This window comes from Veillonella parvula (genome assembly GCF_042850485.1).
In the GTDB taxonomy this organism is placed as follows: domain Bacteria; phylum Bacillota; class Negativicutes; order Veillonellales; family Veillonellaceae; genus Veillonella; species Veillonella parvula_Q.
In genome coordinates this window covers 1,657,746-1,670,236 of the sequence record NZ_AP031417.1, presented here as the reverse complement: position 1 = coordinate 1,670,236, position 12,491 = coordinate 1,657,746, and the positions used below count along the sequence as shown (strand labels likewise).

The following is a 12,491-nucleotide window of genomic DNA, read 5'->3' as shown; positions in this document are numbered from 1 at the left end:
TTCATAAAAAAGCAAAAGTGTATATAATAGTACTATTATAATAGTTTAGGAGGTCATTATTACATGGCTCAAAATACAATTAAATGTTATGACAGTCCTAGTGATGTAGTCCAAGCATTAGCGGAGGATTTCATTGCTTTTACCAATGAAGAGATTAGCCGCACGGAATCGTGCATTGTTGGTATCACAGGTGGCACTGTTGTTAATGGTTTGTTAGAATTGCTTAATTCCCCTGAATATATTGAGCGCCTCAATTGGGAGCGCATATTCTTTGTGTGGACTGACGAGCGTTTCTTGCCGCAAACTCACGAGGATAATTATTTTAATCGCGTTAAACCCCATTTGCTCTGTAAGGCAAAAGGGGCGGCTCATTTCTTGCCAATCAATACGGATTCTAGAACCGTTGTAGAGGCGGCTGAGGAATATCAGAAAGAGATTAAGAATGTGCTCAAGGCTTGCAAGAAATCTGGCCTCGATTTAGCATTGCTCGATCTAGGCGAAGATGGGCATACAGCAGGGCTGTTTGCAGGCTCTCATGCACTTCGCGTGGCAGATCAAGAGGTAGTGGCCGTAGAGGATGGCAAGGTATGGGAACGTATTTCTATGACCTTTTCTTTCCTTGCTAAATCCGATGCTGTTTGGTTCACTGTAACGGGTGAAAGCAAGAAAACCGCACTTACTAAGGTGTTGTACCAACGCGAGGATTATGAGGATTTACCTTGGGAAAAACGCATTGGTCGCGTACTACCTGGGGCAGTGCTTTCACAAGAAGCCACTTGGTATGTGGACAAGTCTGCCTATGATGATGTACACTAAAAAGTGTAGAATTAAGTAACAACGAAGGAGATACATATGTTTAATGTAGGAACGACGGAATTACTATTTATATTAGTGATTGCTCTAGTTATCTTCGGACCTGGTAAATTGCCTGAAGTCGGCAAAGCAATCGGAAAGAGTATTAATGAGTTTAAGGATGCTGTTTCGGGGCCTAAAAAAGCTGTGGATGAAACGAAAGAAGCCGTTAAAAAAGCGACTACTATCGACGTAACAGCTGGGGCTAAGAACGACGACAAACATAAAGAAGCTAATGATTAATAGGAGGTAACACTATGTGCAAAGATTGTGGTTGTGGCGAAGAAAATGGCGTTGTAACAAAGGTATTTAATGTACCTGGTATGATGTGCAACAACTGTAAGGAAACAGTGGAAGGGGCATCTCTTGCGCTACCAGGCGTATTGAGCTCAGAAGTAAATTTGGACGATAAAACGGTAACGATTTCTTTTGATCCTACTAAATCTGCAGTAGAGGTTATTTCTATGGCCATTGAAAAAACTGGCTTTGAAGTAACAGGTGTTGCAGATGGTGTTCAACAACATAGTCATGGTTTAATGGGAACCTTGAAACGTTTCTTCAAATAATCGAACCTTTGGTGCTGTATTGAAACATTGTTTCGATGCAGCACTTTTTTGTATGAAGAGGTAATATATGATACGCAAGTTTGATGCTAAAAATTTCAAGTGGGATGGCGTCGACACCTTGGTATATAAACAAGATGGTAGTCCTTTTAAAGATGTAACACGTCAAGTACTATACGATGGTGCTTATGATATTCCATGCCAATTCCGTTATTTTGAATGTTTGCCAGGTGGTTATTCCACGTTAGAATATCACGAGCATACGCATATGGTTATGATATTCCGCGGCAAAGGTCAGCTTTTATTAGGTGACGAAATTCATGATGTAGAGTCTGGTGATTTCATTGAAATTCCAGGCAAGACAATTCATCAGTTCCGCGCTAATAAAGGGGACTATATTGGTTTCCTATGTTTGGTAAACCAAGAGCGGGATAAGGTTAAATTATTATCCTCAGAAGAAATGGAAACATTACAGGCAAATCCTAAGATCAAAGAATTCTTAGAAAGTTGCTAATCTATATGGCGGTTATGTGTGATGACCGCCATATCGTTTTATAATCAACTGTAACTGTAACTGTAACTGTAACTGTAACTGTAACTGTAACTGTAACTGTAACTGTAACGGTTGATTTGTGTAGTTTGATAGGGAGGTTCTATGAATACTTTTACACGTGCGGCCCTTACCGTTTTGGTGGGCTTAGTGATCTGGTTCTTGCCTCACACGGAGGCCATTAAGCCTGAAGGGTGGCATTTATTAGCTATCTTTACGGCTACCATTGTAGGCTTTATTTTGCGCCCTTGGCCAACTGGCATTATGGCACTCTTTGGTATCGTTGCAGCAGTAGCCACGAAGTCTATTACGATGGTGCAAGCCTTAGGTGGTTATGCAGAGGCGAATGTATGGCTTATTGTAGCGGCCGTATTCTTTTCTAGAGGCATTATTAATTCTGGTCTTGGTAAGCGCATTGCCTATACTTTGATTCGTTCTTTCGGCACAAGTTCTTTAAAACTAGCCTATGCATTAGCCTGTACGGATTTGATTATCTCTCCAGCGACGCCATCTAATACGGCGCGTGGGGGTGGTATCGTATTCCCCATCGTGCAAAATATTTCTTTAGCTTTTGATTCTGAACCATATGGGAAGACAGCTCGTCGCATTGGAGCGTACTTGATGACGACGGCTCATACCATCAACACTATTACTGTAACGATCTTCTTGACTGCATGTAGTGGTAACTTGCTCATTACGTCCTTAGGTGCGAAATTATTCGGCTATGATATTTCTTGGTGGGAATGGTTCCAAGCGGGTGTGATTCCTGGTGTGATTTGTATGATTTTGATGCCTTGGTTCATCTATAAAATCTATCCACCAGAAATTAAAGAAACCCCACAAGCGGCGGCGATGGCTCAAAAAGAGTTAGATGCTCTTGGACCTATTACAAAAGCCGAAATTTCTGTAGCCATTATCTTTGTGCTTTGTATCTTGCTTTGGGCTACCGCGATTTGGACTAAGCTTCATCCAACCGTAGTGGCTATGATGGGCGTTCTTGCATGTGTAGTAACAGGCTCTCTTACGTGGGATGATATCTTAGGTGAGCGCACTGGTTGGGATATCCTCATTTGGATGGGCACTCTGGTTGGCATGGCAGGCTTATTAGGTAAACTCGGTGTAGTTGCTGTCTTTGCAAACTTTGTTAGCCAACATCTTGCTGGTATTGACTGGTTCTGGGCATCCTTTATTATCTCTGCAACCTTTGTATACTCCCAATATTTCTTCGCTAGTGGTACGGCGCGTATTACAGCATTATTCTCCGCCTTTGCGGCCATTCTCGTGGCTATGGGCGCACCAATTCCGTTTACCATCTTGCTCTTTGGTTTGATGAACAGCCCTGGTTGTACATTAACTCACTATAGCTCTGGCGTAACGCCAATCTTCTTTGGCGCTGGTTATGTACCGCAAGGTACGTGGTGGCGCGTTGGGCTTGCCATTTCCGTGGTAAGTTTCCTCATCCATTTCTGGGGCGGCGCCCTTGGTATGTGGATCTTTGGTATCCTATAATATAAAAATCCCTCACTACGGTGGGGGATTTTTTCGTGTTATATGTACGTTTTTTATACCTAACTAGCTTTGCTATAGCTTTTTTGTATGGTGAACTTCATAAAAAAACTATAGTGAATCTATAGAATTTATAGCGAATTATCTTGCACAGGATAATGTAACGTGTTATTATTATTCCGTGATTAATATTACAGATTATTTTAGGAGGAAACATGTTAGGTTTAGTCATTAGCTTATTGATTATTGCGCTAGTCGTGATTATTAATGACATTCGAATTATGAACAACAACTTAACACGTTTTTGTCTTAGAAGTTCCGCGAATGGGTTAATATACAATCAATAAGATTTTGGCTATATAGTTTGTTTCTTATGTGTATATTTTCCAAGGGGTACATAGGTCTATTTATGTATATAGGAATTCTGTAAACAAAAGGAATATCATTTGTAAACTTTTAAGACGATTCATTGGAATCGTCTTTTTTTATGCGTTATGAAAGCCGTCCAAGTGGATGCTTTCAAAAGTGAGGAGATTAACATGAGTTGTAGAAGTGACAATTTAAAAACAGGCGTAGCACGTGCACCACACAGATCTTTGCTAAAAGCTCTAGGTTTCGTTGACGAAGAAATGGGCAGACCAGTCATTGGTATTGCGAACTCTTTCAACGAGATTATCCCTGGTCACGTAGGCCTGAAAAATATTGTACAAGCCGTAAAAGACGGCATCCGCAACGCAGGTGGTGTGCCAATCGAGTTCAATACAATCGGTATTTGCGATGGCCTCGCAATGAACCACATCGGCATGAAATACTCCTTGGTTACACGCAATATCATTGCTGACTCCATCGAGGCAACTGCAATGGCAACACCATTCGATGCGATGGTATTCATTCCAAACTGCGACAAAGTAGTACCAGGCATGTTAATTGCGGCGGCTCGCCTTAACATTCCATCTGTATTCGTATCTGGTGGTGCAATGCTTGCTGGTGTACATAAAGGTAAAAAAATTGGTTTGTCCGACGTGTTCGAAGCAGTAGGTAAACACCAAACTGGCGAAATGGGCGATGAAGAATTGGCAAGCATTGAAGATAATGCATGTCCTACATGTGGCTCTTGCTCTGGTATGTACACAGCAAACACAATGAACTGCTTAACAGAGGCTCTTGGTATGGGCCTTCCTGGTAACGGTACAATCCCTGCTGTATACTCTGAGCGTTTACGTTTGGCTAAATTAGCAGGTATGCAAGCTGTAGAGGTATTGAAAGCAAATCTTCGTCCAAAAGATGTTATGACTCGCGAAGCTTTTGAAAATGCAGTAGCTCTCGATATGGCGTTAGGTGGTTCCTCTAACACAGCACTTCACTTGCCAGCCATTGCTCACGAAGCAGGTGTACCATTATCCTTAGACGATTTCGATCGCATTGCTCAAATTACACCTCAATTATCTAAATTGTCCCCATCTGGCGTATACTTCATCGAAGACTTGTATGCAGCAGGTGGCGTATCTGCAGTATTAAAACGATTAGCAGAAAATGGTCGTCTCCATACGGAGTGCCAAACAGTAGCCCTTAAAACACAAGGTGAAATTGCTGAGGCTGCTTATGTAGCTGATGAAGACGTAATTCATCCTTGGGATAATCCAGTTCACGAAACTGGTGGTATTGCTGTACTTAAAGGCAACCTTGCTGAAGATGGTTCTGTTGTAAAAGCTGGTGCAGTAGATGCAGATATGCTCGTTCATTCTGGTCCAGCAAAAGTATTCAACAGCGAAGAAGAAGCTGTTGAAGCTATTACAGGCGGTAAAATCGTAAAAGGCGATGTGGTAGTTATCCGCTACGAAGGCCCTAAAGGTGGTCCTGGCATGCGTGAAATGTTGACACCAACATCTATGATCGCAGGTATGGGTCTTGATAAAGACGTAGCCTTGTTGACTGACGGTCGTTTCTCTGGTGCTACTCGTGGTGCATCCATTGGTCACGTATCTCCAGAAGCTGCGGCAGGTGGCACAATTGCCGTTGTTGAAGATGGTGATATCATTAACATCGACATTCCAAACGGTAAATTAGAATTAGCAGTATCCGATGAGGAAATCGCTCGTCGTAAAGCGGCATTGAAGCCATTCAAATCCAATGTAACTGGTTACCTTAAAAAATATGCTCTTCATGTATCCTCTGCAGCACAAGGTGCTATCGAAGTATTTGAAGACTAATAGTAGATTTTCATTAATACTAACTAGAGGAGATAGAGTACATGCATAAGTTGTATGATTTTATGGAGGCTCGTGAGCGATTAAGCACAATCACAGTGAAAACAAAATTGCTTCATAGTGATGTGTTCTCTGACGAGTGTGGCAATGATGTATATATCAAGCCAGAAAACTTACAAATAACAGGCTCCTTCAAGGTCCGCGGAGCTTATAATAAAATTGCAAAGCTGACAGAAGAGGAAAAGGCGCGCGGTGTTATCGCCGCGTCTGCCGGCAACCACGCACAAGGTGTGGCACTTGCCGCAAAACGCCTCGGCATTAAAGCGACAATCGTAATGCCAAAACATACACCTCTCATTAAGGTCAATGCAACGAAACAATACGGCGCAGAGGTCGTACTACACGGTGAGATTTATGATGAAGCTTACCAAAAGGCGATGGAGCTCCAACAAGAACACGGCTATGTGTTTGTTCATCCTTTTGATGATGAAGATGTAATCGAAGGGCAAGGTACAATTGCATTAGAGGTTCTAGAGGAATTGCCTGATGCAGATGTGTTGCTAGTCCCAGTTGGTGGTGGCGGCATTGTTTCTGGTATCGCAGCGGCTGCTAAATTAAAAAATCCGCGCGTTAAGATTATTGGTGTAGAACCAGAAGGCGCAGCTAGTGCTCTAGTAGCGTTAAAGGCTGACCATCCAGTACCACTTGATGAAGTGGCCACAATTGCGGATGGTACGGCAGTACGCCAAATCGGTGAAACTACATTAGAATATATCAAACAATATGTAGATGAAATTATTACTGTTTCTGACTATGAGTTGATGGAAGCATTCTTGTTACTCGTAGAAAAACATAAATTAGTAGCAGAAAACTCTGGTATTTTACCATTAGCAGGCCTTAGAAAATTAAACTGCACTGGTAAAAAGGTTGTAGCCATCGTCAGCGGTGGCAATATCGACGTACTTACCATTTCCTCTATGATCAATAAAGGTCTTGTCGTACGTGGTCGTATCTTTACCTTCTCCGTTAACTTGCCTGATAAACCAGGTCAGTTGGTAGCTGTATCTCAAATGCTGGCAGAGGCAGATGCAAACGTAATTAAACTCGATCACAATCAGTTTAAAAATCTTGACCGCTTCCACGAAGTGGAATTACAAGTAACAGTTGAAACCAATGGTGAAGAACACATCCAACAGATTATTGATACTTTCAAAAATAATGGTTACATTATTAAACGTTTAAATTCCAGCGAGACCTTGTCTGAATAGCTGGTTGAAAGGGTTCCTATGAGCGCAGAAACAATCAATGGGGCACGCATTGTCCTTGAAACATTGCATCGCCTAGGTGTAACCGATATGTTCGGCTACCCAGGTGGCGCAGTCATTCCAATTTACGATGAAATTTATAGCTTCCCTGAAATTAAACATTATTTCGTTCGTCATGAACAAGGTGCAGCACATGCAGCAGACGGTTATGCTCGCGTATCTGGTCGCGTAGGTGTATGTCTTGCTACGTCTGGTCCTGGTGCGACAAATCTTGTAACAGGCATTATGACTGCGTACATGGATTCTGTACCAATGGTAGCCATTACTGGTCAGGTAGGTCGTCCTTTCATCGGTAAGGACTCCTTCCAAGAGGCGGATATTCAAGGTATTACAATGCCGATTACAAAGCATAACTATCTTGTACAAGATATTCATGATTTACCTCGCATCATTAAAGAAGCGTACTTTATTGCTGGTACAGGCCGTCCAGGTCCAGTACTTATCGATATTCCAAAGGATATTCAAACAGAAAAAATATCTATGACAGAATACAATAAATTATATGAAGTACCGATTCAACTTGAAGGCTATGATCCAACTTATAAAGGTCATCAAGGTCAAATTAAGAAGGCTGCTACACTCATTAAAAACGCTAAGCGCCCTCTTATCATAGCTGGTGCAGGCGTATTGAAATCTGGTGCTGTGGATGAGCTTAAAGCATTGGCTGAAACAGCTAATATTCCTGTAACGAATACTTTAGTAGGCCTTGGCGGTTTCCCTGGGGACCACGAATTAGCCCTAGGCATGGTAGGTATGCACGGTTCTGTGGCGGCTAATAATAGTACAGACGAGGCAGACCTTGTTATCGCAGCAGGTATTCGCTTCCACGACCGCATTACAGGTCATCCTGATTTCTTCTGTAAAAAAGCTAAGATCATTCACATCGATATCGATCCAGCTGAAATCGACAAGAACGTCACAATCGACGTGCCGATCGTAGGCGACTTGAAACGGGTATTAACAGAGCTTAACGCACTTGTGGAGCCCGCAAAACATGAAGCATGGCTTGAGCAAATTCGTCAGTGGCAAGAGGAGTATCCTATTGTTGTTCCAGAATCTACTGATGGTGAATTACATCCACAATATGTATTATCTGAACTTAATAAAATTGTGAAAGATGATGCCATCATCGTTTCTGATGTAGGTCAGCATCAAATGTGGGCAGCTCAATTCTTAACACATAAAAAACCTCATACCATCGTTACATCTGGTGGTGCTGGTACAATGGGTTATGGTTTACCGGCCGCTATTGGTGCACAAGTAGGTGCTCCAAAGAAACAAGTCGTTCTTGTTGTAGGTGATGGTGGCTTCCAAATGACTTGCGAAGAGCTCATGATGGTTCGTCAGTACAACTTGCCAATTAAAATTGTAATCATCAACAATGGTTATCTTGGCATGGTTCGTCAATGGCAACAAATCTTTAACGATCGTCGCTACTCCTATGTAGATTTGGAAATGAGCCCAGACTTCTTGAAATTGGCTGATGCCTTTAATTTAAAGGCGGCGCGTCTCGATAATGTCGAAACTTTCAATAAAGATTTCAAATCTTACATTACGTCTGATGAAAGCATTGTCCTAGATTGTCGCGTTGAGCGTGAAGACAATGTATTGCCAATGATTCCAGCAGGCGGCACTGTAAGCGGCATGATGGGTAAGAAAGGGGTGCTATAATGGCTAAAGAACATCAAGTCTTAGTAATTGCAAAAAATACACCAGGTATTGGTACACGTATTTTGGCACTCTTTAATCGTCGTGGTTTTAACGTTACAAAAATGACCTCTGGTATTACTAATAAGCCAGGTTATGCGCGTATTACCCTCACTGTTGAGGCGGATGACCGCATCTTAGATCAAGTTCAAAAGCAAATTTACAAGCTTATTGACGTTGTAAAGGTTAAAGTCTTTGAAGATCATGATGTAGTATGTCGTGAATTGATGCTTATTAAGGTAAAAGCGACGGCTACAACACGTTCTCAAATTGTACAAATTGCCGATGTATATCGCGGTAATGTACTTGATATTTCTCCTACGTCCATGATTATTGAAGTCATCGGTAGTGTTGAAAAGTTGCGCGGTTTCATCCAAATTATGGAAACGTATGGTATCCTTGAAATTGCAAAAACTGGTATTACAGCGATGAGCCGTGGAGAAAAAATGTAGGAGATGATAGAGTGGGGAATGAATTACTCCATTATGAAAATGTCTGCTTTCGTCGCGATGGCAGACATATCCTAGATAATGTAAATTGGCATATAGAGGAAGGTGAACATTGGGCCCTCTTAGGGCTCAATGGGGCTGGTAAATCGACGCTTCTCAGCATGATACCAGCCTACCAAATTCCAACGACAGGCACCTTGCGTGTCTTTGGTCATGAATTTGGGAAATATGCATGGCCTAAAATTAAATCGAGATTAGGCTTTGTTAGCTCTGCTCTAGGACAGTTTCAGTCTACCTTGGATAAGCAAGTTGTAGAGGATGTCATCATTTCTGGTGCTTTCAGTAGCATCGGTATATACCAAGAGGTAGCACCTGAGGTGCGTCAACGAGGTATGCAATTATTATCTGAATTTGGACTAGACTATTTGGAAGGTCATCGTTTTCGAACCTTATCTGCTGGCGAACAGCGCCGGGTATTGTTAGCGAGGTCTATTATGGCAAATCCAGAATTATTGATTTTGGATGAGCCTTGCTCTGGTTTGGACTTACCAGCGAGGGAGCAGTTTTTACGCATCGTATCTACTTTGGTAGCTGAGCAGCAGACACCGATTATCTATGTGTCACATCAAATTGAAGAGATACTACCGTTTATTACTCATGTAGCTATCTTGCGAGAGGGCAAGATGATTCATGCAGGTCCTAAACACAAGGTACTAACTGATGATATTTTATCTGATGTCTTTGGACTTTCCGTACAAGTTGTATGGAAAGATGATCGTCCATGGGTGATGGTTCGGTAGTTATCAATTTTTTTTATCAGAGGCTTAAAACTTGGCTTGCTGATACTAAATTAATGTACGCCACATCTTGCAAAAATTTGTTAGATTGTGTACAGTATATATAATCTATATTCTATTGAATATGTTTGGAGGTTGTCTAATATGGCAGGTAAAATTTTAGGTACTACAGTTTATTATGATGCAGATTGTAATTTGAGCAAATTGGAAGGCAAAAAAATTACAGTTTTAGGTTACGGCTCCCAAGGTCATGCGCATGCATTGAACTTGAAAGAAAATGGTATGGATGTAACAATTGGTCTTCGTGGTGGTTCTTCTAGCTGGAAAGCTGCTGAAGAAGCAGGCCTTACAGTTAAAGAAACTGCAGAAGCAGTTAAAGGCGCTGATATCGTTATGGTATTGATTCCAGACGAATTGCAAGCAGACGTATATGCACAAGATATCGCTCCTAACTTAAAACAAGGTGCATACTTGGCATTTGCTCACGGCTTCAACATTCACTTTGGTAAAATCGTACCTCGTGAAGACATCAACGTATTCATGGTAGCTCCTAAAGGCCCTGGTCATTTAGTACGTCGTACATACCAAGAAGGTTCTGGCGTTCCTTGCTTATACGCTGTAGAAAAAGATCCATCTGGTGATACTGAAGAAGTTGCATTAGCATGGGCTTCTGGTATCGGTGGTGGCCGTTCCGGTATCTTGGAAACTAACTTCAAATCTGAAACTGAAACTGACCTCTTCGGTGAACAAGCTGTATTGTGCGGCGGTGTTACTGAATTGATCAAAACTGGTTTCGAAGTATTAACAGAAGCTGGTTATGAACCTGTAAACGCTTACTTTGAATGCTTGCATGAAATGAAATTGATCGTAGACCTTATCTACGAAGGTGGCTTCCAAAAAATGCGCCACTCCATTTCCAACACTGCTGAATACGGCGATTACCATGCAGGTCCTCGCGTAATCACTGCAGATACTAAAAAAGCTATGGAACAAATCTTGGCGGATATTCAATCTGGTAAATTTGCTGATGAATTCTTAGCAGATTCCAAAAATGGTCAAAAATTCCTTAAAGAACATCGCGAAGCAGCTGCTAATCATCCAATTGAACCAGTTGGCGCAGAACTTCGCAACTTGATGAGCTGGTTAAAATAAGAGTATTACTTAGGTAATCTTTTGTGAGATTATATGCTTATTAAAAGCGACCCCGTAAGGGGTCGCTATTTTTTATCTTTTCTTACATTATTTTGGGCCATCTTGACGATTACATCGAAAATATTGGAATCAAATATGGTATAATAAAAAGTAATATTTGAAAGGAGTGTGGCATGGATTTTTACACATTAGCCTATGTTGAAAGTCAGGCTGTAATAGGTCAAACTTGGGGCTTTATTATAATTGTAGCTGTTCTATTAGCATTGCTCATTTTGGGAGTACAAGTATTGCGAAATGGTTTTACTAGTCGCTATCGTGACTTGATGATTATATTGTCTTTAATCGTAGTGTTCTTCTTAGGGCTTGAATACCAAGAGTATAATCGAATGAAAACCTATTCTGAGGACTCCTCTCGTATGGCTCAATTTTTACATTCTTTTAGTTCAGATCGTTCCGTACCGAGCGACCAATTGGCGGTTAACTCCTTAAAGATTCGTAATGGTATGATTTTAAAAGTAAGTGACGCTTACTATGAGGTTCAATTTAATCCAGAATTTTCAACCTATACTATTACACGTGTTTATAAGGTAAGCCCTATAGATCGAATTCACGATAAAGAGGATGCATTACAATAAGGAGGACCACATATGACAGAAGCTATGGCCGTCTATGGGATGGTCTTTGCAAAACTCGCCATCGGTCTCTTGGCGATTATTTTACAAATCAATTTAATGGGTAAGGGCAATTTAGCCCCAACCTCTGCCTTAGATCAACTGCAAAACTACGTACTTGGTGGTATTATCGGTGCCATTATTTACAATGATCAAATTGGTATTTTACAATTTATGTTAGTCCTTATTTTATGGACTATCCTCGTAATGACTCTTAAGTTTTTAAAAGGGAATCTTCGTATTTTTAAAGCAATTCTTGATGGTCATCCAGTTATAGTAATCGAAAAAGGTCATATTCTAACAGAAGAATGTATGCGTTATGGTATACAAGCGGCTGAACTTAAATTAAAACTTCGTGCTGCCGGTGTTCAATATGTTACGGATGTTAAGCGTGCCGTATTGGAGCAAAACGGTCAGCTCAACGTGGTTCAATTCGGTGAAGATAATATCCGATTTGATCTTATCGATGATGGTCAAATTAATCAGTTTACCCTCGATGTAATTGAAAAAGATAGAGAGTGGCTTGAACAAGAAATCCAAGCTCAAGGATACTCTGTTAAGGATATATATATTGCAGAATATAAAGATGGTAAAGTTGTTGTATATCCTTATGATAAAAGAGAGAGACCTAATTTAGTAAGCTCTATAAAAAATAAGACTAAGAGCAAATTAAAGCCTTAATATATAGCTTGGAATATGAAACGTATAAATC

At 41.0% G+C, this 12,491-nt stretch carries 13 protein-coding genes; all 13 read left to right on the top strand.

Annotated features, from left to right (window positions below):
• Positions 1 to 63: 63 nt before the first annotated feature.
• The 13 genes from pgl (at position 64) to ACGHIY_RS07495 (ending at position 12,460) form a co-directional block, all read left to right on the top strand.
• Positions 64 to 816: a 6-phosphogluconolactonase gene (gene pgl, locus ACGHIY_RS07555; RefSeq protein ID WP_105097386.1), complete on the top strand. Its 753-nt coding sequence runs from the start codon at positions 64 to 66 to the stop codon at positions 814 to 816.
• Between the two features lie 36 nt (positions 817 to 852).
• Complete coding sequence (locus ACGHIY_RS07550; RefSeq protein ID WP_316055578.1) at positions 853 to 1,095, top strand: twin-arginine translocase TatA/TatE family subunit; 243 nt, start codon at positions 853 to 855, stop codon at positions 1,093 to 1,095.
• Positions 1,096 to 1,109: 14 nt separating this feature from the next.
• Positions 1,110 to 1,418: a heavy-metal-associated domain-containing protein gene (locus tag ACGHIY_RS07545; protein ID WP_273299310.1), complete on the top strand. Its 309-nt coding sequence runs from the start codon at positions 1,110 to 1,112 to the stop codon at positions 1,416 to 1,418.
• Positions 1,419 to 1,485: 67 nt separating this feature from the next.
• The gene (locus ACGHIY_RS07540; RefSeq protein WP_054747915.1) at positions 1,486 to 1,929 is read left to right on the top strand and encodes a cupin domain-containing protein; all 444 of its coding nucleotides are present in this window, start codon (positions 1,486 to 1,488) and stop codon (positions 1,927 to 1,929) included.
• 141 nt (positions 1,930 to 2,070) lie between these two features.
• The gene (locus ACGHIY_RS07535) at positions 2,071 to 3,474 is read left to right on the top strand and encodes a DASS family sodium-coupled anion symporter (RefSeq protein ID WP_105081904.1); all 1,404 of its coding nucleotides are present in this window, start codon (positions 2,071 to 2,073) and stop codon (positions 3,472 to 3,474) included.
• 536 nt (positions 3,475 to 4,010) lie between these two features.
• Entirely contained in the window at positions 4,011 to 5,681 is a 1,671-nt protein-coding gene (gene ilvD, locus ACGHIY_RS07530) for a dihydroxy-acid dehydratase (protein ID WP_105081903.1), read from the top strand.
• Positions 5,682 to 5,722: 41 nt separating this feature from the next.
• Entirely contained in the window at positions 5,723 to 6,946 is a 1,224-nt protein-coding gene (gene ilvA / locus ACGHIY_RS07525) for a threonine ammonia-lyase (RefSeq protein WP_390525452.1), read from the top strand.
• Between the two features lie 18 nt (positions 6,947 to 6,964).
• Entirely contained in the window at positions 6,965 to 8,674 is a 1,710-nt protein-coding gene (gene ilvB, locus ACGHIY_RS07520) for a biosynthetic-type acetolactate synthase large subunit (RefSeq protein ID WP_390525451.1), read from the top strand.
• Positions 8,674 to 9,162 (top strand): acetolactate synthase small subunit, encoded by a 489-nt coding sequence (ilvN, locus tag ACGHIY_RS07515; RefSeq protein ID WP_009351165.1) that lies wholly within the window; start codon positions 8,674 to 8,676, stop codon positions 9,160 to 9,162. Before ilvB ends, ilvN begins: the two co-directional genes overlap by 1 nt.
• A gap of 11 nt (positions 9,163 to 9,173) precedes the next feature.
• Positions 9,174 to 9,959 (top strand): ABC transporter ATP-binding protein, encoded by a 786-nt coding sequence (locus tag ACGHIY_RS07510; RefSeq protein WP_390525450.1) that lies wholly within the window; start codon positions 9,174 to 9,176, stop codon positions 9,957 to 9,959.
• Between the two features lie 141 nt (positions 9,960 to 10,100).
• Positions 10,101 to 11,108 carry a ketol-acid reductoisomerase gene (ilvC, locus tag ACGHIY_RS07505; protein WP_004695212.1) on the top strand — a complete coding sequence of 336 codons (1,008 nt, stop codon included), beginning with the start codon at positions 10,101 to 10,103 and terminating at the stop codon, positions 11,106 to 11,108.
• A gap of 173 nt (positions 11,109 to 11,281) precedes the next feature.
• Entirely contained in the window at positions 11,282 to 11,743 is a 462-nt protein-coding gene (locus ACGHIY_RS07500) for a DUF3290 family protein (RefSeq protein WP_008602566.1), read from the top strand.
• A 12-nt stretch (positions 11,744 to 11,755) separates the two neighbouring features.
• On the top strand, positions 11,756 to 12,460 hold the full coding sequence (locus tag ACGHIY_RS07495; RefSeq protein ID WP_278618698.1) for a DUF421 domain-containing protein: 705 nt from the start codon (positions 11,756 to 11,758) through the stop codon (positions 12,458 to 12,460).
• Positions 12,461 to 12,491 lie beyond the last annotated feature (31 nt).